We start from the raw sequence: 21,469 nt of genomic DNA, 5'->3' as shown, positions 1-21,469 counted from the left end.
TGACCATCATGGCAGGTGCATTGGATGGGCTCGTCATCCTCGATCTCAGCCGCATTCTCGCCGGCCCGACCTGTACCCAACTGCTGGGCGATCTCGGGGCCGAAGTGATCAAGGTCGAAAACCCCAAGACCGGAGGCGACGATACCCGTACCTGGGGGCCGCCCTTCGTCAACGGCCCTGACGGCGAACGAACCGGTCTCAGCGCCTATTTCATGAGCGCCAACCGCAACAAGAAGTCCGTCGCGCTCGATATCAGCAATCCTGAGGGGCAGCAGGCCGTGCGCGCGCTTGCGGCCTCGGCCGACGTGCTGATCGAGAATTTCAAGCCGGGGTCGCTGGCCAAATACGGCCTCGACCACGACACCATGCTGCGCGACTTCCCGCATCTGGTCTATTGCTCGATCTCCGGCTTCGGCCAGACCGGGCCCAACGCCTCCAAGCCCGGCTACGACCTGATGGCGCAGGGCTATGGCGGCATCATGAGCCTGACCGGCGCGCCCGACGGCGAGCCGATGAAGGTCGGCGTCGGTATTGCCGATGTCATGTGCGGCATGTACGCGGCGGTCGGCATCCTGGCGGCGCTGCGCCACAGCAACCGCACCGGCGAAGGCCAGCACATCGACCTGGCGCTGGTGGACAGCCAGATCGCCTGGCTGATCAACGAGGGTGTCAACTTCCTGACCACTGACGCCGTGCCGCAGCGGCGTGGCAACGGCCATCCCAATATCGCCCCCTACCAGGTGTTCGAAACCGCCGACGGCCACGTCACCGTCGCCGTCGGCAACGATGCGCAGTTCGAACGCTTCGCCGGTTGGCTGGGCCGGCCGGAACTGGCCACGGACCCGCGGTTTTCCACCAACCCGGCGCGACTCGAGAACCGGGCGGAGCTGATCCCCATCGTGCAGGAGATCCTGCGAGCGAGAGCCACCGACACGGTGATTGCCGGCCTTGAGGCCCTGAAGGTTCCGGCAGGACCGGTCAATACGCTCGACCGGGTGTTTTCCTCCGACCAGGTGGCGGCCCGTGACATGCGGATCGACATGGACACCGCGGCAGCCGCGGACGGCCGGGTGTCGCTGATCGGCAATCCTCTCAAACTGTCGAAGACGCCGGTGACCTATCGCCGCGCGCCGCCTGTCATGGGCGCCGACACGGACGAGGTTCTGACGGACGACCAGCTTAATCTCGAACGACCAGGACAGACTGTCCAGCGTGGCGCATGACGCGCGCGGCGTTGGGACCAAGCAGATAGTCCTTCAACTCCGGCCGGTGGGCAGCCATGACGATGGCATCGCATTGCAGCTCGTCCGCCACCCGCAGGATCTCCGCATAAATGGTTCCGTGCGCAACGTGAATGCGATGGTCCACACCGTCGGGAACATGGTCCGCAGTCCAGGCCTCGAGCTGCTTCGCAACGTCATCGAGGGCATTCTTTTCGAAGCCCTCGTCGAAATAGGATCCGACGATCGACATGCCGAAATCGGGTACAACCGTCATAACGTGCAGCATGGCGCCGCCGACCGCCAGTTCCAGCGCCAGATTCAGCGGACGCTTCCAGCTCGGTTCCGACGCCAGGTCGATCGGCAGCAGGATCGACTTGAAAGTACCATCGCCCATCACGAGACCTCCCTTGCCGCGCGGCCGCGCTGCAGAATTACGATGACGACCAGCACCAGCAGCGCCGGTATGTAGAACAACTCCTTGGGCCTCCGCTGCTTGGCGACCTGCACCATGCTGACGGTGACCGGATCGTCGGCGTAGAAGTCGAACTCCCGTCCAAGGCTTTCGAAAGGCGTTCCGGGGAACGGTTCCTCGAGCACAGCCTGGCCATTGTCGACCATGACCAGGATGCCGCTTTCTTCAAGACGTGCCTCACCGTCACCGACAGCGGCGAGGGGCACGACGATGGTGGTCTCGATACGCTTGTCGGGATCGTTGAAATCAGGCCCGGAGATGGAAGCGCGCAGTTGGGAGTCAGCTGGTTGCGCTCCCACCACCTGGTGGATCTCCGCCCCTGGACGGTCGATATAGGGCGGGTCGATCTGATCCAGCCAGAAGCCGGGCCTGAACAGGGTGAACGCCACGACAAGCAGAGCGGCCGTCTCCCAGATGCGGTTGCGTGTCAGGAAGAAGCCCTGCGTCGCTGCTGCAAATAACAGCATGGCGATCACCGCCGTGACGAAGACGAACACGCCCTTGAGGGGCGATACGTCGATGAGCAACAGTTCGGTATTGAAAATAAAGAGGAAAGGCAGCAGCGCCGTGCGGATATCGTAGGCAAAGCCCTGAATGCCCGTCTTTATCGGGTCGGCTCGCGATATCGCGGCGGCAGCGAAGGCGGCGAGCCCGACCGGCGGTGTGTCGTCGGCGAGAATGCCGAAGTAGAAGACGAACAGATGCACCGCGATCAGCGGCACGATCAGTCCGCTCTTGGCGCCGAGTGCGACGATCACCGGCGCCATCAGCGACGACACGACGATGTAGTTCGCAGTCGTCGGCAGGCCCATGCCGAGGATCAGGCTCATGATCGCCACAAGGACCAGCATCAGCAGCAGATGACCGCCGGACAGGAACTCGACAAACTCACCGACCACCTGGTGTGCGCCGGTCAGCGAGATGGTACCGACGATGATGCCGGCAGCGCCCGTGGCGACGCCGATGCCGATCATGTTGCGCGAGCCGGCAATCATGCCGTCGACCCATTCGGAAACGCCGCGCCGCGCCGCCGCACCGACATCGGCATTGCCGCGCATGATCGCCTTGATCGGGTGCTGTGTCAGCGCCACGGTGATCATGGCGATGGTCGCCCAGAAGGCCGACAGCGCCGGCGACAGCCGCTCGATCATGATGCACCAGATCAGGATAACGATCGGGAGAATGTAGTAGAGGCCGGTGATCGCCGTGGCGCCGGCGCGCGGCAGCTCGGTGATCGGCGCATCCGGCGGGTCGACTTCGAGGTCCGGGTGCCGCGACGCCAACCACAGCAGCACGAGATAGGTCGCGGCGCTCCCCAGGACGACCACCGTGAAGGCGGCGCCCGGAATGGCGACCTTTATCCAGCCCATGCCGTAATAGACGATAATACCGAGTACCGAGATTCCGATAAAGCCAGCGAGGAAACCCATCAGTTTGCCGGCGAAGTTGATCGACGACGGCGGTTTCGGCAGGCCCCTGAGGTCGAGCTTCCGAGCCTCCAGGTGGACGATGTAGAAGAGCGCGATATAGGAGACCAAAGCCGGCACCAAAGCATGCTTGATGATCTCGGTGTAGCTGATGCCGGTGAATTCGGAGATCAGGAAGGCCGCAGCACCCATGACGGGCGGGGTGAGCTGGCCGTTGGTCGACGAGGCGACCTCGACAGCGCCGGCCTTTTCCGGCGGGAAGCCGGTGCGCTTCATAAGCGGGATGGTGAAGGTACCGGTCGTCACCGTGTTCGCGATGGACGAACCGGAATAGAGCCCGCTCAGCGCCGAAGCGACGACGGCGGCCTTGGCCGGGCCGCCGCGCAGGTGGCCGAGCAGGGCGAAGGCGATCTTTATAAAGTAATTGCCGGCGCCCGCCTTTTCGAGAATGGAGCCAAACAGCACGAACAGGAAGATCAGCGTGGCCGAGACGCCGAGCGCCACGCCGAACACGCCCTCGTTCTGCATCCAATAGTGCCACATGGCCTTGCCGAAGGACGCGCCCTTCCACTGGACGACATCGGGCAGGAAGTCGCTGTGGCCGAAGAATACATAGGCGATGAAGACCATGGCGACGATAACCAGCGGCAGGCCGAGCGCCCGGTAGACGGAGATCGCCAGCACGACCATGCCGATGGACGACATGACCAGGTCGGACGTCGTCGGCAGGCCGGCCCGGTCCGCGATTTCGTTGCGGAAGACGAGAATGTAGAGGCAGGCCGCTACGCCCAGCAGCCCGAGCAGCCAGTCATAGAGCGGTATGCGGTCGCGCGGCGAGGCGCGGAAAAGCGGGAATGCCATGGCCGCCAGGAACATGGCGAAGGCCAGGTGGATCAGCCGGGCGTTTGAATTGGTGACTATGACGCTTATGCCGGTCACGTCAGTCAGGTAAAACGGCAGGTTGGAGGCGATATAGAGTTGGAACAGCGCCCAGACGAAGGCGGTCACCGGTATCAGGTTGCGTTGCCAGTCGGCCGGATGTCGGGCCCCGGTATCGACCTGGGCTACGAGGTCGTCAGCCTCGTGAATTGCGGCGTGCTTTTCGGTCATCTCCTCCCCCCTTCGACCCCGCGGTGACCCGTCTCCTCTCGGGCCGCCGCGGGGTGCTCACTGCCCCCGGCAGGTCGGACGGCTACATCCAGCCGCGTTCCTTGTAGTATTTGACCGCGCCGTCATGCAGCGGCGCCGACAGGGAGTCGGTGATCATCTCCTGCTCGCTGAGATTGGCGAAGGCAGGGTGCAGCTTCTTGAACTGGTCGAAATTGTCGAACACGGCCTTCACGACCGTGTAGACGACCTCGTCCGGCACGTCGGTGCTGGTGACGAAGGTGGCGCCCACGCCGAAGGTGTCGATGTCCTCGGCATTGTTGTACATGCCGGCAGGAATCTTTGCCTTGCGGTAATATGGGTTGTCAGCGACCAGCTTGTCGATGGCCTCGCCGGTCACGTTGACCAGGCGCGCGTCACAGGTGGCGAGCGATTCCTGGGTCAGCGCGGACGGGTGGCCGACAAGCCAGAAATAGGCGTCAATCTTGCCGTCGCAGACCGCCTGGCCGGTTTCGGCCGACTTCATTTCGGCTGCCAGCTTCAAGTCGCTGCGGTCCCAGCCGAGCGCCCCTTCCAGCACCTCCCAGGTGCCGCGGGTGCCTGAACCTGGATTGCCGATGTTCAATCGCATGCCCTTCAGGTCGGTGATGTTCTCGGCGCCGGTGTTGGAATGCGCGATCACGGTGACCGGCTCGGGGTGTACCGAGAAGATCGACCTCAGCTTGTCGAACTTGCCCTGGTCCTCGAATTTCGAGGTGCCGTTATAGGCGTGGTACTGCCAGTCCGACTGGGCGACACCGAATTCCAGTTCGCCGCCGCGAATGGTGTTGATGTTGTAAATCGATCCGCCGGTCGATTCAGCTGAGCAACGGATTCCGTGCTCCTTGCGATCCTTGTTGACCAGCCGGCAGATGGCGCCGCCGGTCGGATAGTAAACGCCGGTGACGCCGCCCGTGCCGATCGACACGAATTGCTGTTCGGCCGCCGTCGCGGCACCCGTCAGCAACAGGGCTCCGGCAAAGGCAAGGTTGCCAAGATGGCGATTGATGGACGTTTTCATCTGGATCCTCCCATTTCATCCAACAGTCATGCGGTTCATACTGCGACGCTGCCCTGCGGCAGCACTTCGCCGTTTTCGCTTCCCTCCGGCACCAGATCGTTCTGGTAGGCGAAGATCGCCGGAGTACCTCCGGTGTGAATGAAGGCAACGGAGGCGCCGGGCTCGATCAAGCCGCGCTCGACAAGCGAAATCAGGCCCGCCATGGTGCGGCCGCTGTAGACGGGATCGAGCAGCAGAGCCTCGTCCCGCGCGGCGCGGCGGATGGCCGACGAAACCGCGTCGTTGATCCGGCCGTAGCCGGGCGCCAGCGTCGTGTCGTCAACCAGGATGTCCTGCGGTGTCAGCGTCGCCCGATTGTCGAGCATGGCGTTGATTTCGGCAGCCCTTGTGGCGATCCGCACGGATTGCAGTTCGGCGGCGCGGCGCACACAAATGCCGTGGACCGGTACATCCCAGCCGATGGCACGGGCGCCGACCAGAAAACCGCCATGGGTCAATCCGCTGCCCGAGGGGATCACCACATAATCAGGCATTGTACCGAGATCCTGGAATTGTCGCCAGGTTTCGAGGGCTGCATAGACGTAGCCCAGGGCGCCGATCGGCTGACTGTCCATGCCGAGATGGATGACGTATGGCTTGCGGCCACGTTGCTCGCATTGCTCTGCCAGACGATCGAGATTGGCATCGGCGCCTGCCTCGTTCTCGCCTTCGGGAAAGCGGTGGATCTCGGCACCCAGCAGCTGGCTGAGAAGGACATTGCCTGACGCGGCGTAAACCGGGTCGTTTTTCGGCACGCGGTCCTCCAGCTGCACCAGCGCATGCCAGCCCAGACGCCGGGCCGCGGCGGTGGTGGAGCGGACGAAATTCGATTGGACTGCGCCGGTGATCAGCACCGTGTCGCAGCCCTGCTCGGCACCCAGGCCCAAATAATACTCCAGTTGTCGTGTCTTGTTGCCGCCCATCGCAAGCGGCTGGGTATCGTCGCGCTTGGCGTAGAGCGTGATACCGAGGCTGTCGCCAAGCCGTCGCAGCGGGTCGAGGCCGGAGCGTATCAGACCCAGATCGACGCGCGGGTGCCGGCCGAGTTCCGGTAGCAGCTCGATATCGGCTAGGCGATCAGACGGCATCGAGGAGTCCCCTGCTCAGCAATGAAATTCCCATGATCACAAGGACGACCTCGAGAAGCAGGCGCAGGCGATCCGACCCGATGGCGTTGCGCCCTGCCTGGCCCAGCCCGATGCCGATGGCGACGGCGGGCAGCAACACCAGGCTGAGGCTGAAGCTGCCTTCCCCGCGTTGCGTCATCAGCAGATGAATGAGCAGCGCCACGGTATAGGCGATGAAGAAATAGGCGCGCAGCGTAGCGCGCACGGCGGCCGGATTGAGCCCGCTGCTCAGCAGCGTCCACAGCGCGATGGGACCCGGCACCGCCAGGGCGCCTGTCATGCCGCCCGACACCGTACCGCCGACTCGGACCACCCATGAGTGAGACCCCGGACCTACCGCCTGCGGCGCCGGAAAGAAGCGCAATTGGACCACAGCAAGCAACACCACCAGGCCGCTGGCGATCTTCAAGCTGGTCGAATCCGCCATCAGCAGCAGAACCGTGCCAACCGGAATGCCGATGCAGGCCCACAGGCACATATGCGCCAGCGGCCGTCCGGCAACGTCGCGCAGTTCCGTCGGCAGCAGGCAGGCCGTCAGCACCAGGTTGAGAATGATGGCCGTCTGTATCGCCGCCGCACTGTCCAGAAAGAGCAGCAGCGATGGCCCGGCAATCAGGCCAAGCCCGACGCCGGTCGCCACCTGCAGGGAGGAGCCCAGCAGTACCAGACCGAAAGCCAGGCCGAATTCGGTAACGGGCAACTCTGTCAGCTCGAAAGTCCACATGCCGTCAGCTTAGGACGCCCGTCCGATAAAACAATTGACTTTTTTGTTCTTAATATATTAAAGAACCTAATGTAATGTTGAATGACCGTCTCAGCCTTCGGGCCATTCACGCCTTCCACGCGGTCGTCACGCTGGGCTCGGTGGCCGCCGCAGCGGAGCACCTCAACGTCACCCAGCCGGCGATCAGCCACCTGCTGAAATCGCTGGAGGCCTGGACCAATCTGACGCTGTTTCGCAAGATCGGCCGGCGGCTGGAGCTGACCGAGGACGGCCAGGTGTTCTTCGGCGACGTCGCCTCGGCCCTGCCGATCATCTCAAACCTGCAGGAATCGGCCGAAGCGATCCGCAACGCCAGGCGCGGGCATGTGCGCATCGTCGCCATTCCGGTGGTCTCGGAATATCTGTTGCCGGCAATGCTCGGCCGCTTCATGCGCGACAATCCGTTCGTCGAAATCACCCTGGAGGTCGCTGACACCCACCGGGCGCTGACCCTGCTCGAAGCCGGAAACGTCGACCTGGCGTTGGTCTCGGGCGTGCGCGACAAGACCCATACGGTGCATGCCGAGCTTTCCACCCGCTCGGTGCTGATCGCGCCGGCGGGCTGGCGTACCGCCTGCACCCTTCCGATCGAGCTGGCGTCGATCCAGTCCGAGCCGTTCATAGCCCTGAACACGGGCAGCCCGTTCCGATATGCCCTGGACCAGCATCTGGCCCGCGCCGGACTATCGGTGAAAATCCGCGCTCAAGCGCGCACCCAGAGTGCCATTGCCGGTCTCGTCGCCAGCGGCGTCGGCATCGGCATCGTCGACCAGATCGTCGCAGCCCGGGCGATCGAGGGAACCTGCGCCCTGGCCTTCGAGCCGGCGCTTCGCTGGTCGTTCCATCTGGTATCGCGCAGCTCGGGAACGCTTTCGACGTCGGCGCAGCGCCTGGCGGAGTATTTGCGGGAGCAACTGGCCAAGCGGTTTCCAGAAGCCGCTTGAAACAGCAATGGCGCGCGTTGAAACCGCAAATTGTGCCGGCCCGGCAAGGAGGCTAACCTGCGCCGCGGGCTGAAGGAGGTGGACCCGATGCGTATTCCGATGCTGCATGCGGCACTCATGACGATTATTTTCGTGAACGGTCCCGCCATCGCGCAGGAGCCGTCCGAGGAACTGTTGAAGGAACTGCAGATCATGGCGGCCCAGATGCACGATGTCGGCGCCCGGTACGGGCGCAGGCTCGTCCAGCTCGGCGGCGCTTTCGGCACGGTCAATGCCGGCCGGACCGGCAGCATGAACCTGGGCGAGCTTGGACCCGACGACTACCAGGTAGCGGTTGCCTGCGCCAATTGCAGCGGCCTGTCGGCGGAGCTGGTGGACGGGGACGGCACCGTGATCGATGCCAAGCCCGACGATTTTTCCGCAACCTACTTCATCTTCGATCTCGAGGCCGCGGGCCGGCGCGTCGTCCGCATCACGCCCAAGGATTGCGCGGCGCTTTCCTGCGAATATGGCGTCGTACTATTTCGCGACACGCCGGCAAACTAGCACCCCGCATGTCGCACCCGCCATAGGAAATTGAATTGCCGGGCCCCTTGCGCTAAGCCAACCCCTAGAATCGCGGCGATGGCCGCCGCGGCGAACAGGCAGTTCCACATGGCTCGGATTCTCGTCCTCGGAGGGGCGCATATCGACCGGCGCGCGACGATCAGCGGCACCACCGCGCCGGGCGCCAGCAACCCCGGCCACTGGCGCGAGGAACCCGGCGGCGGCGGCTTCAACGCTGCGCGCAGCCTGGCGCGCCTCGGTCATGATGTCGCGATGGTCTCGGTGCGCGGCGGCGACAGCGCCGGCGAGTGGGTCGGCGCGGCGATGGAAGCGGCCGGTATCGCCGACATGGCGCAGGTCTTTCTCGACCGCGCCACGCCGAGCTACACGGCTGTTCTTGAAAGCGACGGCAACCTCGTGATCGCCGTCGCACACATGGATCTCTACGATCATTTCGTCCACCGCCAGCTGTCGCGCAAATCGATCCGCGAGGCCGTCGCCGACGCCGACCTCGTGCTGTGCGATGCCAATCTTCCCGCCGATACGCTCGCGGCGCTGGCGGCGATGACGGCCCGGAACGGCAGGCCGCTGACGGCGATCGCCATCTCGCCGGCCAAGGTCGCGCGCCTGGCAGGCGCATTCGACGGACTTGAGGCGGTGTTCATGAATGCCGCCGAAGCCGCCGCGCTCTGCGGCACAGACACGCCGCAGGAGGAGTGGCCGAACAAGCTGCGGGAACTCGGAATCCGACGCGGCGCGATCTCGCGCGGCCAGGGCCCGGTCCTCGGCTTTGACGGCGCCGACCTGTTCCAGATCGCCCCGCCGCCCGTCGATACGATCGTCGACGTGACGGGCGCCGGCGACACGCTGGCCGCCGCCACCCTGCACGCCTACCTGGGCGGCAACGGTTTCAGCGCATCGCTGCGCTACGGCGTGGCGGCCGCCGGTCTGGCCGTCCAGGCGGCCGAGGCGGCGCCGCGGCAGCTAAGCACCGCGGCTGTCGAAGCCATATTGCATCGCGTTCCCGAGCCGGAACCCTATCCGTAATTCACCGCCACCGGACAGAAACATCCATGACCAAGCCCCCCTTCCCCCTGGCCTATTCGACCGAGGTCCGCGCCGCGCTCGACGCAAGACGGCCCGTCGTCGCGCTGGAATCGACCATCATCACCCACGGCATGCCCTGGCCCGACAATCTTGAGATGGCCCGCGAGGTCGAGGCAATCATCCGCGCCGAGGGGGCTGTCCCGGCGACCATCGCCGTCATCGACGGCTGCCTGCATATTGGCCTGGAAGAAGAAACGCTCGAGGTCCTGGCGAAGACCACGGAGGCGCTGAAAGTCTCGCGCGCCGACCTTGCCTTCGCGGTCGCTGCCGGGAAAACCGGCGCGACGACGGTGGCTGCAACGATGATCGCGGCGGAACTTGCCGGCATCGGCGTCTTCGCGACCGGCGGCATCGGCGGCGTTCACCACGGCGCGGAAAAGGATTTCGACATATCCGCCGATCTCGAGGAACTGGCAAGGACGCCGGTTATCGTCGTCAGCGCCGGCGCCAAGGCGATCCTCGATATTCCGAAGACGCTGGAAGTGCTGGAGACCAGGGGTGTGCCCGTCGTCACCTACGGCGCCGACGAACTGCCGGCGTTCTGGTCGCGGCGATCGGGCCTTGAAAGTCCGCTGCGCCTCGACGATCCGGCGGACATCGCGCGTTTTCACAACACGCGCGCCGCCATGGGCATCGGCGGCGGCATGCTGGTGGCCAATCCCGTGCCCGAGGAGCACGAGATACCGCGCGAGGAAATGAACGGCCATATCGGCCGCGCCCTCGACAGGGCACGGGAGGAAGGCATCGCCGGCAAGGCGGTCACACCGTTCCTGCTGAACGAGATACTTGCGATCACCGAAGGCCGCAGCCTGGCGACCAATATCGCGCTGGTCCACAACAATGCGCGCTTAGCTGCACGCATCGCCGGTTCCCTCAACGAATAAGGCGCCGGAATGACCGGCGCCCTTCGGATTTCGCTGATGGTTCCGGCTAGCTGAGCGGAACGATCTGGATTTCGACGCGCCGGTTCTGCGCCCGCCCGGCTTCCGACGCGTTGCTGGCGATCGGCCGCTCCTCGCCGAAGCCGACGACATACATGCGCCGCGGGTCGATGCCCTGCGCCGAAAGATAGGACGAAACGGATTGCGCGCGCCGCTGCGAAAGATCGAGGTTGTACTGGGCCGAGCCGGTCGAATCCGTGTAGCCGTAAACATCGACGAGCGTCTGGTTGTATTTCGACAACACGATCGCCACCGAATTCAGCGTCTGGAAGAAACTCGGATCGATCTGCGCCTGGTTAAGCGCGAACGTCACGTTGGATGGCATGTTGAGAACCAGGTTGTTGCCGTTGCGCGTGACCGAAACGCCGGTTCCCTGGAGTTGCGCCCGCAGCTCGGCTTCCTGCCGGTCCATGTAGTTGCCGATGGCGCCGCCCGCGAGCAGGCCGATACCGGCGCCGACGAGCGCGTTGCGCCGGTCGTTGCCGCCGGCCAGCAGCCCGAGCCCCGCGCCGGCCGCTGCGCCGAGCGCCGCACCCGTGGCCGTTCGCGTCGGACGCGGATCTCCGGTATAGGGATCGGTTGTCATGCAACCCGCCAGGAAGGCGCCCGCCACCGTTGCGACTGCGATTTTCTTGTACATTTAGCTTCCCCCGTCCAAGGTGAATGAGATTTGAACTGGCTTCAATATCAATATTGCGGCGCCATTGTGTTCTTTTCGATTGCCGATAGATGGGAACGCAATATGGCGAATTCCACACCCGGCGCACCAAATAACGAATCGTTGTCCTACAGTTAGCTGCATTTTCCCGACTGCGCCAATCCCGTCACCCGACCGGGGCCTGGGCCAATGCGGCTAGCTGTCGATGACCTCCTTGACCGCCGTTGCCAGCTGCTTGAGCGAGAACGGCTTCGGCAGGAACCCGAACTGGGCATTCTCCGGAAGGTTCTTCGCAAAGGCGTCCTCCGCATATCCGGAGACGAATATGAACTTCATGTCCGGATATTCCTTGCGCAGCTCGCGCAACAGCGTCGGCCCGTCCATCTCCGGCATGACGACGTCGGAGACGACGATGTCAACATCGCCTTCCAGTTCCTTGATCACGTCGAGCGCCTCGACGCCGGAGCCGGCCTCGTGCACCGTGTAGCCGCGCGTCTCCAGCATGCGCTTTCCGCCGCGCCGCACCGCCTCCTCGTCTTCCACCAGCAGAACCGTCGCCGAGCCCGTCAGATCGGTGGGTTCCTTCTGGCCGCCCGACCCGTTGGCACCGCCCGACGCCGCGGGCTTGTCGGCGGCGGCTTCGGGTGCGGCCTCCTCTTCCGTCTCGACATGACGCGGCAGGTAGATGCGGAAGATCGATCCCTTGCCGACCTCGGATTCAGGATAGATGTAGCCGCCGGACTGCTTGATGATCCCGTAGACCATGGATAGTCCCAGTCCCGTGCCCTTGCCGACATCCTTGGTGGTGAAGAACGGCTCGAAGATCTTGTCGAGCAGGTCCGGTGCGATGCCCGTTCCTTCGTCCTCGATGGCGATCATCACATAGTCGCCGACCTCCATGCCGCGGTTGTTGAGCGCCGCCACCTCGCTGCTCTCGACATTGGCCGTGCTGAGCTTGATCGTCCCGCCGTCCGGCATGGCGTCGCGGGCGTTTACGGCAAGGTTGATGATCACCTGCTCGAACTGGCCGAGATCCGTCTTCACCGGCCACAGGTCCTTGCCGTAGCCGATGTCGAGCTTCACATGGGTTCCGGTCAGCCGGTCGACCAGCATGCGCAGGTCGCCGATCACGTCGGTCATGGACAGGACGGTCGGCCGCATGGTCTGCTTGCGCGAAAAGGCGAGCAGCTGGCGCACGAGGACTGCGGCACGGTTGGCATTGCGCTTGATCTCCATGAGATCGGCGAAGGCGGAATCGGAGGGGCGCAGCGACAGCAGCAGGTGGTCGGCCGAAAGCAGGATGGCCGTCAGCACGTTGTTGAAATCGTGTGCGATGCCGCCGGCCAGGGTGCCGACGGCGTTCATCTTCTGGGTTTCCGCCATCTGCGCCTCGAGCGCCTTCTGCTCGGTGGTCTCCACCGCGTAGACGATGGCGGTTTCCTTGCTGTCGCCGTCGTCGATGACGGCGGTGACATAGAAGCGGAAGAACCGTTCCTCGTCCGCGGCATGACGGGTGTCCACCGGCGCGATGTCCCCCTGCCCTTCGCTCGCCGCCTCAAGCGCCGATGCAAAGAGTTTCCTATCGGCCTCGTGCACGACGGTTTCGAAGCGCGCGCCTTTTTCCAGGTCGTCCCGCGACACCGCGCCGGAGAACATTTTCAGGAAAGGCGCGTTGGTGCGGACGATCTTGCCGCCCCCGTCCACGGAGGCGATGGCCATCGGTGTGTTGTTGAAGAAGCGCGTGAAGCGCATTTCCGCCGCCGCCTCGCTCGGGCCGCTCGACTCGCCGCCCCGCAAGAGCACGATGGTCCGGCTTTCGCCCGGTGCGCCGTCACGCGGCGCGCTGACCCGGTGGACAAGCCGCACCGGCATGCTTTTTCCGTCCCGGCGCAGCATGTCGAGGTCGAGCGTTGCCGTCCTGTCGAGCCCGGGCGCCGCCTCGACGGATTCGATCAGCGCCATGCCCTCGCCGGCGATCAGATCGTTGAGCGCGATGGAGCCCGGCGTGAACTGGGTGAGGTCGAGGCCGATCCAGTCGGCGAGCGTCGCGTTGATATAGACGATCGCGCCGTTCTGGCCGGTGGACATGAACCCCGCGGGCGCGTGATCGAGATAATCGATCGCGTGCTGCAGCTCGCGGAAGAACTTCTCCTGGTCTTCGCGTTCCGCGGTGATGTCGGAGAGCTGCCACGCATGCAGCTGTTCGCCGGCATCGCCGATGTCGAGCGGCCGGGCACGCAACCGGTACCAGCGCGGCCCTTCGGCGCCCGGGGAATTGCCGCCGAGGCCCTTGAGCAGGCGGAACTCCTCCTGGCCCTCCTTGCCTTCGCGGATCTGGTTGGTCAACCGGTAGACCGCTTCGGCCGCCTGGTTGTCGTTCGACATGATCGCTTCGATGGACAGGACATCGGCCGGGCTGTTGGCGCCGATGAGGTCAGCATAGGTCCGGTTTGCGTAAACGACGCGCCCCTTGTTGTCCGTCACGACGGTGCCTTCGGGATGGCCGTCGATGAAAATGCGCGACAGGATGTCGCCGCCGCCGCGCGGCATGATCTGAACGAACCCGATCACGGTTGAGACAAGATAGAAGATGCCGATCATCGCCAGCATGCCGAGCAGGCCGAGACCGAGATTGGTGTTGACGCGTCCTTCGAGATAGACAAACGCAATCGCCGCGCCGACGAGGACGATTGCGAGAACGGTCAGGCGAACCACGGTCCCGGGTTTCGAGTGCCGGTCTATGATCGGCGTCGGGTAGTCTCCCGACTGGTTGTCTCGCGCCATCACCGTCCTCTTGAAGCGAGCATGATTCCCTTGAAATACAATATCCCGTTTGGACCACATTCGTTAACACATTGAAAGAGAGAGCGGGATTTGCACGCAGCCTTTACACTGCTAATGCCGCCATTGCTTTGAACCGGCTGACATATATGGGTAAAACCGGTGCGCAAATTGTGTGTAGTTTGAATTTTGGCGGCCCCAAGCTTGCAAGCGCCACAATCGGCATCTACGCTTTACCGCAGCGGCGGTTTCGCCGACTCGCAGCGGTGAAGCGAGAGTGTGGGACGTTTATGAAGTTGAATACATATGGGTGATGCGCTTTTCAGCACGGACGGCATGTCCCTTTATTCCATGCTTGCGGTGGGCGTGGTCATTCTTATCGCCATCGGCCTTCTCGTTTGGAACCTGAGGCGGCGCGGTCACATGGCATTCATACGCGGTGGTGGCTCCCGCCAGCCGCGACTCGCGGTGCTCGATGCGACGGCGGTTGATGCGCGCCGGAAGCTCGTTCTGGTGCGCCGCGACAATATCGAACACCTTCTCATGATCGGCGGTCCGAGCGATATCGTTGTCGAGCGCGGCATCAACCGCGCTGCCATGCGCGCCGCGCAGCAGGAAGCCGCGGCCCAGCAGTCCGCGGTCTCCCAGCAGCCCGCAGCCGCCCAGCAGCCATCGGCACCGCCGGCGCCGAAGCCGCAGCAGCGCCCGCAGCCGCAGAAAGCCCCGCCGCCGCCTAAGTCGGCCGAGCCGATCACAACGGAGCCGCTGAGCGTGCCGCCGTCGAAGCCGGCCGACAAGCCGCCGGCGCCACCGGCCAAGGAAGTGGCGGCCAAGCCCGAACCCACACCGGCTGACAAGCAAAAACCGGCCGGGGAACCGCCACGGCCCGTTACGGAGGCGAAACCGGCGCCCGCGCCCGTGATCGAACCGCCGGCGCCTGAACTTGCGGCTGTCGCTGTCTCCGCGGCTGTGTCCGATGCGGTCGAACCGCCGAGCGAGAAGAAAGACGACCCGGCGATCACCGCAGAGCTCGAAGACGTTCTGGAAGCGGCACGGGACCTTGTTCTGCCGGAAAAAGACTTGGTTCTGCCGGAAGAGGATGCGGCGCCGACCGTGCAGCCGGAAGCCGATGCGCCGTCGAAGGAGGCCGAAAGCAAACCCTCCCAACCGCCGGAGGCAACCGTTGTCGCTGCCACGGCCGGCATCCCCCTCGTCGAAACGGCCGCGAAACCTGCGGACAATATCGAGGCCCCGGCGCCGACCGTAACCGCCGACGAGCTGATTGCCGACTTCGACAGGGTGCTGGAGGCCGAGATGAGCAAGGCCGAGCAGCAGAAACTGTCAGCGGAAAAGGAGGAGCCGGAAGTGCAGCCTGAATCCGAGAAGGATGATACGGTGAAACCGCCGGCCGCTTCTCTGGAAGACGAAATGAAGAAACTGCTCGGTGACCTGACCGTGAAACATTAGGGCAGCGCTTTGCGCCCGCCTGTTGACCTCGAAACAAAAAAGGCGGCACCGGCCGCCTTTTTCATTTGCTGCTTCTTCGTGCGTTATTCGTCGCGATAGACTTTTTCGCGACGCTCGTGGCGTTCCTGGGCCTCGATGGAAAGAGTAGCGATCGGCCGCGCGTCAAGACGCTTGAGGCTGATCGGCTCCCCGGTTTCCTCACAGTATCCGTAGGTGCCTTCGTCGAGCCGCCGCAGGGCCGCGTCGATCTTGGAGATCAGTTTGCGTTGCCGGTCCCGCGCGCGCAGTTCTATGGCCCTGTCGGTTTCCGACGAGGCCCTGTCCGCGATATCGGGGTGATTTGCGCTGTCTTCCTGAAGGTTGCCGAGCGTTTCCCGCGCCTCGCGCAGAATCTCGTTCTTCCATGCATTCAACTTGGCTCGAAAATAGGCACGCTGCTTCTCATTCATGAACTCCTCGTCGTCCGAGGGAACATAGGAACCAAGATCGATCATGTCATTCATGGTGATTCCTTAGTTAGCAGTGCTTTTCGGGCGTGTGTATAGCCACACCGACCTGCGCTTACAAGCGCGAATTCATCGGTCAGTTCAGTTTTTTGTGAGGATCCGGGAATAAGTAAGCATCTAGTTTGAATTGCGAAATTGTCATAGCAAGTTCACAATTCTGCTTGGCTTATATTTCGTCGATATAGTCAACAAGTCTTAACCGCATGTATTCGATCTGCGTGGCGATCCGGCCGAGCGCGCCGCCGCCCCAGGCGGTCCTGTAGTCCTCGAACAGCGTCAGTTGCTCCTTCGAGCCGGCAATTGCATCGGCAACCGCCAGGCCGGCAGCGGCAGTCGTGTTGAGACCGTGGCCGCCGAATGCGGTCGCCGCGAACAGCCCGGGGCTGATCTCGCCGACAATCGGCATCTTGTGGCGCGCGTAGCCCATCAATCCGGACCAGGTGTACTCGATTTCCAGGCCTCGAAGCTGCGGATAAATGCGTAAAATGTCGCCAAGCAGCATGCGCGAAAGGCGCGCCGGCTCGGAGCGCCGGGTGGTAATGCGCCCGCCCCACAGCAGACGCAGCCCGGTTTCGTCCCCTACCACGCGGTAATAGTCGCCGGCGCGCCGCTGATCGGTGATGCAGCCGCGATAGCGGATGACATCGCCGATGCGCTCACCTGCGGGACGGCTGACAACGACATAGGTCGCCACCGGCAGAACGCTGCGTTCGACCGCCGCGACCGGGCCGCCATAGGCACTGCTCGCAACCACCACGGAAGGCGCCCTCACCTCGCCACCGGCCGTTCGCACATGAAAGGTCGCGCCGGACTTGCGCACGTCGATGGCACGCGTTCCCTCGTGAACGCGCACGCCGGCGTCGCGGCACAAATCGAGCATCAGTTCGGCATAGGCCAACGGGTCGATATGAAAGGACCGGGCATCGATGACGCCGGCATGATACCGGTCGGTGTCGAGCAGCGCCCGGATCGCGGTGCGGTCGAGAAACGCGAGCTCGGCGCCGTATTCTGCAGCCATCTTGCGCTGCCATTGACGAAGGGCATCCGTTCGTCTGTGGCGGATGAGATGCAACCAGCCCCGCCCGCCGACAATGTCCTCGCGCCCGGCATCGAGTATGGTCTTCTCGATGTAGTCCACGCCCTTGACGGAAAGCCGGTGAAGCCGCATCGCGCGCGCCTTGCCGACGCGACGTTCGATGGCATCGACTCCTTGCGCATATCCCGGAGACACGAAACCGCCATTGCGTCCCGATGCACCCCAGCCGATCCGGTTGGCCTCGAGAACCACGACCGAAAACCCCCTTGCCGCGACTTCGCGCGCTGCGGTCAGACCCGCGAGCCCGCCGCCGATCACGGCGACATCGGCCTCCACCAGGCCGTCGAGCGGCTGGCACTGGGGACGGGGCCGCATTTTGGCGGCGTAGTAGATGGCAGCGTGGCCGGTCGATTGCGGCAAAGAGGCACCCTTGTGTTTCGGACTAAACATCCGTCGCAGGCAGAAGCATTCGCACGAATGCGCGGTGTCCGACAGACCGCAATGCGCGGCGGCCGCCGTTTTCCCCACCCCGGGCACCATTTGCACGCCACCCTCTCGCGTCGCCGGTCGAATGATGCTTTAAATGCCGGGACACGGGGCCGTACCGGCCCCGCATACGGCAGAAAGCGCGCATGGACAAGAAAACACCGAAACCCGCGATCGTCTACTTGCTTCGGCATGCCCATTCCGCCTGGGCGCGCCCCGGCCAGCGGGACTTCGACCGCCCGCTCGACGAGCGCGGCATCGAAGACGCGCAAATCGTCGGCGCCGCGCTTTCAAAACTCGATCGCCCACCGGAACTTGTACTGTGCTCGACCGCAGCGCGGTGCCGGCAGACCTGCGACATCGTTCTGTCGAACCTGGCGAGCCCGCCGCGGGTTGAAAACGTGGATGCGCTGTACAGCAACGATTACCGTTACTACGTCGACCTCCTGTCGCAACAGTCCGCGTCTCCGGTCCTGCTGATCGGACATAACCCGATGATGGAGGACACGGCCCGGTTCCTGAGCGCCACCGCCAAGGACCGGCCGGGCGAACGGCTGCAAAAGGGTTTTCCGACCGCCGGGCTCGCTGTCCTCAAGTTCGAAGGCCCCCTGGCAACAATCGGCCGCGGCGGGCATCTGCGTGAGTTTCTGTCGCCCAAACGGTTGCGCAAACTGGCGCAACGGGTCGAAGGATGAGTGCCGCGTCGGCAATGAACCTGCTGTTATAAAAGGCAAATTTTGAATATCCTCCAGCCGTGTCGGCGAACGGAACGACAACGGCGGGTGTTCGGAAAAAACGCGGCGTATCGGCATCGGGTTGAACAGCCGCCGGGTGGGTTCTTATATCCCCTCCAACGATCACGCGAAGCAGGTGACAATTGGGTTCTGCTCTTTCCCGCATTTCGGATGAGGCCCTGATCACGGTCGACAATCTTGTCGACCGGGCCGGCGATTTGCTGCGTCCGACCATGCGCTTCGGCGTGACGGGACTTTCGCGCGCCGGAAAAACGGTGTTCATCACCGCACTCGTTCACAATCTGATGCATGGCGGCCGTTTGCCGTTGTTCAAGGCGCAGCAAAGCGGCCGCATCGCTGCCGCCTATCTCGAACCCCAGCCCGACGACGGGGTCCCGCGCTTCCAGTACGAGGATCATGTGCGTGCCCTGGTCGACGACCGCCTTTGGCCGCAATCGACGCGCGCCATCTCCGAACTGCGCCTGACCATCGAATATGAATCCGCCAGCGCCTGGAACAGGCTGCTCTCCTCCGGAAAGCTTTCCATCGACATCGTTGACTACCCCGGTGAATGGCTTCTTGACCTGCCGCTCCTGCAGCAGGATTTCGCCGCTTTCAGCCGCATGGCCGTCGGCCTCGCACGCTCGCCCGCCCGCGTCGACCTGTCCCGCCAATGGCTTGATACCGCAGCGAATATTGACGTTCGCGCCGCCGCCGATGAAACGCATGCACGCGGCATTTCCGGCCTCTTCGCCGAATATCTGCGGAACTGCCGCAGCGACGAGCGGGCATTGTCGACGCTGCCGCCGGGCCGCTTCCTGATGCCGGGCGACCTCGAAGGCTCCCCGGCCCTGACGTTCTCGCCGCTCCCGGACCTGCCGGAGGGCTCGGCGCCGTCCGGATCGCTGTGGGCAATGATGGAACGGCGCTACGAGGCCTATAAGAGCCTTGTCGTCAAACCGTTCTTCCGCGAACATTTCGCGCGGCTCGACCGTCAGATAATCCTTATCGACGCGCTTCAGGCGATGAATGCGGGTCCCGAAGCCGTGCAGGACCTCGAACGCGCCCTGGTCGACATTTTGTCGTGTTTCCGCCCCGGCCGCGGTAATTTTCTGACCTCCCTGATATCCCGGCGCATCGACCGGGTGCTGATCGGCGCCACCAAGGCCGACCATCTGCACCAGGAAAGCCACGATCGGCTCGAGGAGGTGGTCAGGCGACTGGTCAACCGCGCAACGCAACAAGCCGGCTATGCGAGGGCCGATATCGAGGTCATTGCCCTGGCGGCTGTGCGCGCCACGCGCGAGACCACGGCGAAACACGGCAGGGACACGCTGCCCCTGATCGTCGGGACACCCATGAAGGGCGAGAAAATTGATGGAAAGACCTTCAACGGAAATACCGATAAGCGCATATTTCCCGGTGACTTACCGGAAGATGCGGATTCATTTTTTCAGCAGTTGGGCACGCAATCGGCCACGCTGCCGCATCTGAATTTCGTCCGCTTCCGTCCGCCCCGGCTGGAACGCACGGCCGAGGGCGTGACCCTTTCGCTGCCGCACATCCGCCTGGATCGGGCATTCGAGTTTCTGTTCGGGGACTGGCTGGCATGACTAAAAAGCAACGAAAACCGGCCGCATTCGACATCGAAGAGAGCGAAGACGAGCTGCTCCCGCTGGAATTCGCGGATCCCGGCGGCGAGGCCCTGCCTGTCGAAATGCTGACGCCGCCCGTGGCGGAACCGAAACGGCGGGGATTTTCCTTCGGCAAACTCGCGCTCGGCGCCTTCGGCCTCCTGTTCTCAATGGCATTTGCGCTGTGGCTGGACGGGCTGATCGCCGGCTTTTTCGCGCGGTCCGTCTGGCTGGGTTGGATGGCCACGGCTCTTACTGCAATCGCAGTCGTCTCGCTCGTCGGAATTGCCCTGCGTGAAATCCGCTCATTGATGCGGCTCGACGCAGTCCATTCCATACGGGAAGAGGCGGAAAAAGCCCGCCAGGAGAAGCTGCCGAAACATGCGCGCTCCGTTCAGGCGCGACTGATGCGGATATTCGCCGACCGGCCGGAAACGGCCCGCGCCCGGCGACAGCTCAAGGAGCTCGACGGCGAGGTCATCGACGGGCCGCACCTGATGGATTTGATCGAGACGCAACTGCTCGGTCCGGTCGACCAGGAAGCGCGCCGCCTCATCGTCAATGCATCCAAGCGGGTTTCGGTGGTGACCGCGCTCAGCCCGCGCGCACTGATCGATATCGGCTATGTTCTGTTCGAGTCCATGCGCCTCATTCGCCGGCTGGCGACGCTGTACGGCGGCAGGCCTGGCACTTTGGGCGCCATTCGGCTCGCCCGCGACGTGGTCGGCCATCTGGCGGTGACCGGCTCGATGGCGCTCGGTGACGGGATGATCCAGCAACTCATGGGACAAGGGCTGGCCAGCAAGGTGTCCGCGCGGCTCGGTGAAGGCGTGGTCAACGGGCTGATGACGGCGCGCATCGGCATCGCAGCGATGGATCTGTGCCGGCCGCTCGCGTTTCACAGCCTCAAACGTCCCGGCATCGGCGAATTCGTCGGCGACCTGACCCGCCAGGCCGCGGGCGGCAAGAAGGAAGAAAAGAACAAAAACTGAACGCTCTAGGCTGCGCTGTCCGGCTGGCTCAAGCCGACGCAGCATTCCTTGGTCAGGAAATCGACCAGGTCGGTGACGACATCGTAGTCGGCATAGTTGCGGATTTCGCGGCCAAAGCGTTCCTGCCGCACCAGCCCGGCATCGACAAGCGCCGAAAGGTGATGGGCAAGCGTGGACGGCGGGATCGAAAGGTGCTGCACGATATCGCCGACATTCAACCCGCCCTCGCCCGCTTTCACAAGCAGGCGGAACACGGCCAGACGGGCTTCGTGCCCGAGCGCGGAGAGCGATTTTGCTGCGTTGGATTCGTTCATAGGCGGAACATAATCCCTGATCCCGCGCCGTCAACATGGGCAGCCCGGAAACGGCGGACGGGCCGCCGACGGTCTCAACATAGCCGGCTATCGGCCCAGAATCGG

The 21,469-nt window shown here is 63.8% G+C and carries 18 protein-coding genes and 1 pseudogene; 9 read left to right on the top strand and 10 right to left on the bottom strand.

Features of this window, described 5'->3' with window-relative positions; genetic code table 11:
• Positions 1-8 precede the first annotated feature (8 nt).
• Positions 9-1,223: a CaiB/BaiF CoA-transferase family protein gene (locus E4M07_RS03630; protein ID WP_136656909.1), complete on the top strand. Its 1,215-nt coding sequence runs from the start codon at positions 9-11 to the stop codon at positions 1,221-1,223.
• Here the strand turns inward: E4M07_RS03630 and E4M07_RS03625 are convergent.
• From E4M07_RS03625 to E4M07_RS03605, 5 genes are all read right to left on the bottom strand, one after another.
• Complete coding sequence (locus E4M07_RS03625; protein WP_136656908.1) at positions 1,180-1,617, bottom strand: universal stress protein; 438 nt, start codon at positions 1,615-1,617, stop codon at positions 1,180-1,182. The genes E4M07_RS03630 and E4M07_RS03625 overlap by 44 nt on opposite strands.
• The gene (locus E4M07_RS03620) at positions 1,617-4,232 is read right to left on the bottom strand and encodes a TRAP transporter permease (RefSeq protein ID WP_136656907.1); all 2,616 of its coding nucleotides are present in this window, start codon (positions 4,230-4,232) and stop codon (positions 1,617-1,619) included. Before E4M07_RS03620 ends, E4M07_RS03625 begins: the two co-directional genes overlap by 1 nt.
• A gap of 82 nt (positions 4,233-4,314) precedes the next feature.
• Positions 4,315-5,289 carry a TAXI family TRAP transporter solute-binding subunit gene (locus E4M07_RS03615; protein WP_136656906.1) on the bottom strand — a complete coding sequence of 325 codons (975 nt, stop codon included), beginning with the start codon at positions 5,287-5,289 and terminating at the stop codon, positions 4,315-4,317.
• 35 nt (positions 5,290-5,324) lie between these two features.
• Entirely contained in the window at positions 5,325-6,416 is a 1,092-nt protein-coding gene (locus tag E4M07_RS03610) for a D-cysteine desulfhydrase family protein (RefSeq protein ID WP_136656905.1), read from the bottom strand.
• Positions 6,406-7,179, bottom strand: coding sequence for a sulfite exporter TauE/SafE family protein (locus tag E4M07_RS03605; RefSeq protein WP_136656904.1), 774 nt, complete (start codon positions 7,177-7,179; stop codon positions 6,406-6,408). The genes E4M07_RS03610 and E4M07_RS03605 overlap by 11 nt, the downstream gene beginning before the upstream one ends.
• 74 nt (positions 7,180-7,253) lie before the next feature.
• Between E4M07_RS03605 and E4M07_RS03600 the strand changes: the two genes are divergently transcribed.
• The 4 genes from E4M07_RS03600 to E4M07_RS03585 all read left to right on the top strand — a co-directional run bounded on the left by E4M07_RS03600 (position 7,254) and on the right by E4M07_RS03585 (position 10,699).
• On the top strand, positions 7,254-8,162 hold the full coding sequence (locus E4M07_RS03600) for a LysR family transcriptional regulator (RefSeq protein ID WP_136656903.1): 909 nt from the start codon (positions 7,254-7,256) through the stop codon (positions 8,160-8,162).
• Between the two features lie 87 nt (positions 8,163-8,249).
• On the top strand, positions 8,250-8,708 hold the full coding sequence (locus tag E4M07_RS03595; protein WP_136656902.1) for a hypothetical protein: 459 nt from the start codon (positions 8,250-8,252) through the stop codon (positions 8,706-8,708).
• Positions 8,709-8,816: 108 nt separating this feature from the next.
• A complete protein-coding gene (locus E4M07_RS03590; protein WP_136656901.1) occupies positions 8,817-9,755 on the top strand; it encodes a carbohydrate kinase family protein in 939 nt (312 codons plus the stop codon).
• 26 nt (positions 9,756-9,781) lie between these two features.
• Positions 9,782-10,699, top strand: a complete 918-nt coding sequence (locus E4M07_RS03585; RefSeq protein WP_136656900.1) for a pseudouridine-5'-phosphate glycosidase — start codon at positions 9,782-9,784, stop codon at positions 10,697-10,699.
• Between the two features lie 46 nt (positions 10,700-10,745).
• Here E4M07_RS03585 and E4M07_RS03580 read toward each other — a convergent pair whose 3' ends face one another.
• Both E4M07_RS03580 and E4M07_RS03575 read right to left on the bottom strand, forming a co-directional pair.
• The gene (locus E4M07_RS03580; protein WP_136656899.1) at positions 10,746-11,396 is read right to left on the bottom strand and encodes an OmpA family protein; all 651 of its coding nucleotides are present in this window, start codon (positions 11,394-11,396) and stop codon (positions 10,746-10,748) included.
• Between the two features lie 213 nt (positions 11,397-11,609).
• Positions 11,610-14,198, bottom strand: coding sequence for a response regulator (locus E4M07_RS03575; protein ID WP_136656898.1), 2,589 nt, complete (start codon positions 14,196-14,198; stop codon positions 11,610-11,612).
• Between the two features lie 303 nt (positions 14,199-14,501).
• Here E4M07_RS03575 and E4M07_RS03570 point away from each other — a divergent pair, with 303 nt between their 5' ends.
• On the top strand, positions 14,502-15,662 hold the full coding sequence (locus E4M07_RS03570; RefSeq protein WP_136656897.1) for a flagellar biosynthetic protein FliO: 1,161 nt from the start codon (positions 14,502-14,504) through the stop codon (positions 15,660-15,662).
• Between the two features lie 83 nt (positions 15,663-15,745).
• On the opposite strand, the gene dksA is transcribed toward E4M07_RS03570, so the two are convergent.
• Together dksA and E4M07_RS03560 are read right to left on the bottom strand one after the other, a co-directional pair.
• Complete coding sequence (gene dksA / locus E4M07_RS03565; protein ID WP_136656896.1) at positions 15,746-16,165, bottom strand: RNA polymerase-binding protein DksA; 420 nt, start codon at positions 16,163-16,165, stop codon at positions 15,746-15,748.
• 319 nt (positions 16,166-16,484) lie between these two features.
• Positions 16,485-17,546, bottom strand: a pseudogene (locus tag E4M07_RS03560) (FAD-dependent oxidoreductase); the annotation flags it as partial.
• A gap of 290 nt (positions 17,547-17,836) precedes the next feature.
• On the opposite strand from E4M07_RS03560, the gene E4M07_RS03555 reads away from it, so the two are divergent.
• The 3 genes from E4M07_RS03555 to E4M07_RS03545 all read left to right on the top strand — a co-directional run bounded on the left by E4M07_RS03555 (position 17,837) and on the right by E4M07_RS03545 (position 21,050).
• The gene (locus E4M07_RS03555; protein WP_136656894.1) at positions 17,837-18,385 is read left to right on the top strand and encodes a histidine phosphatase family protein; all 549 of its coding nucleotides are present in this window, start codon (positions 17,837-17,839) and stop codon (positions 18,383-18,385) included.
• 182 nt (positions 18,386-18,567) lie between these two features.
• Complete coding sequence (locus tag E4M07_RS03550; RefSeq protein WP_169054070.1) at positions 18,568-20,037, top strand: YcjX family protein; 1,470 nt, start codon at positions 18,568-18,570, stop codon at positions 20,035-20,037.
• Complete coding sequence (locus E4M07_RS03545) at positions 20,034-21,050, top strand: TIGR01620 family protein (protein ID WP_136656893.1); 1,017 nt, start codon at positions 20,034-20,036, stop codon at positions 21,048-21,050. Before E4M07_RS03550 ends, E4M07_RS03545 begins: the two co-directional genes overlap by 4 nt.
• A gap of 5 nt (positions 21,051-21,055) precedes the next feature.
• On the opposite strand, the gene E4M07_RS03540 is transcribed toward E4M07_RS03545, so the two are convergent.
• Positions 21,056-21,364, bottom strand: coding sequence for a metalloregulator ArsR/SmtB family transcription factor (locus E4M07_RS03540; protein ID WP_136656892.1), 309 nt, complete (start codon positions 21,362-21,364; stop codon positions 21,056-21,058).
• Between the last annotated feature and the right edge of the window lie 105 nt (positions 21,365-21,469).

The organism is Nitratireductor sp. XY-223, from assembly GCF_004959855.1.
Taxonomy (GTDB): domain Bacteria; phylum Pseudomonadota; class Alphaproteobacteria; order Rhizobiales; family Rhizobiaceae; genus Hoeflea_A.
The sequence above is the reverse complement of the archived record's forward strand: the minus strand, read 5'-3'. Positions and strand labels throughout refer to the sequence as shown.